This is a genomic window from Lactococcus sp. AK05 (genome assembly GCF_041026685.1).
Taxonomy (GTDB): Bacteria; Bacillota; Bacilli; order Lactobacillales; family Streptococcaceae; genus Lactococcus; species Lactococcus lactis.
Genome location: NZ_JBFTEI010000021.1, coordinates 1 through 1,506 on the forward strand (window position 1 = coordinate 1; position 1,506 = coordinate 1,506).

The window sequence follows — 1,506 nt, forward strand, 5'->3', positions numbered from 1 at the left end:
TCTTCATGGTTGGTTGTCCGAGCAATGACAAAGTTTTTGGCATAATTTTCTACCTTTGTGCCATAGGGCGCCCTGAAAGACAAAACTGTTTGAGTGATAAACTTCTTTAAATCCGCAAAGGGTATTTTGTTACTGATTGCCATTTCATCATCATTCACAATCAAAGCACGTAACATCATGACTAACTGGTCTTTATCGTCAAAATTTTTCATTGAATCTGTGTACCACCCTTGCCCCATTTTAGTAAGAAAGGTCGTCTTCCCTGAACCTTGGCCTCCTACCAAATCCAAAACAAAGTCAAACTTATCATAAGGATGATAAACCTTACTGACAGCCCCAACAAAAAACAGTTTGGTCATTCGTTCGGTTAAATCACTTTCTTTCGCCCCCAAATACTCAGGAAATAGACTTCTTGCACGTTTGACCTTATCCCAATTTTTGTAACAGTCTTCCATGAAATCTTGAACAGGATTGTATTTATTTTCGTAAGCAATTTTATTAATCACATTGACTAAAAGCCGACTATCAAATAAAACATCATACTTTTCTTCAAAATGTTCAAGAATAGCCGTAATATAAACCTCTTTTAACCCATCATTCTCAATCTCCACTCCTCTCAACTTGAAAGGGGTTCTGATTTCTATTTCTTGTGTAAAAGAATTAAACACAAATTGATTTTTTAAAATATTGTCATTTTCTATGGCGATTCGTATGTTTTTTAAAGAATTTACTTTGGGTTTACCATACTGATTGACGGCGAAATTTTCAGCTTCAAATTTAACTTTAACGATTTTATCGCTCTGAGGTGGTTTTTGTTCTGACTTCTTACTCTCTGCTTTTGCTTTTTCTTCCTCGTAGCTGTTAATCATCGTTTGGAAATCATCATCTACACTAGTCACTCAACACCTCCCTTTCTTTTTCATCAAAATATTCATCCGCAAGACCTATAAAATCAGCTAGTAAGGCTTTTTTCTGAGTTCCCTCACAAGTCGCTTCAATTTCTGAAACAGCCCACATCATGAGATATTTATAGTTATAGCCGTGTTTTTTGCCTAAAATAATGAATTTCATCATGTTCTTACTATTTAAAAAGCCCTGATGCATCACGATTTCATCTTTGAATTTCTCAAATGTATTTTGTCGATAAACTGTAGCAACTTTTTCAGATTCGTCACGCTGCAGCTTATTAAGAAACTTCATAAATTTATTTGATGGATGAGCTGGATGTTTATAATGCACTTTTTTATAGCCTAGTTCTTGATACTTTGAGGTTAGAAAGTTGAAAATCTCCCAGTGTTGACTCACGCTGATATCAAGTACTGAATCAAAATGACCGCTAAAACTCATATTATTGGGGACAAGATAAACATATTGATAGAAATCTTCTTTTTCCAAAATCAATGTCTCTCCTGCTCCTTTCATCAGTTTTTTAGCTACTATTTTATTTAGACGAATGGTCAAAAGTTCCATATCCTTCCCCCCTATTCCGCCAACTGATCCATGAGC

2 protein-coding genes are annotated in these 1,506 nt (G+C 35.1%); both read right to left on the reverse strand.

Annotated features, from left to right (window positions below; genetic code table 11):
• Positions 1 to 899, reverse strand: an 899-nt coding sequence (locus AB6B24_RS12360; protein WP_369164822.1) for a VapE domain-containing protein, incomplete at its 3' end; no start/stop codon positions are given.
• On the reverse strand, positions 892 to 1,506 hold a 615-nt coding region (locus AB6B24_RS12365), incomplete at its 5' end, for a hypothetical protein (protein WP_369164823.1). The genes AB6B24_RS12365 and AB6B24_RS12360, both read right to left, overlap by 8 nt.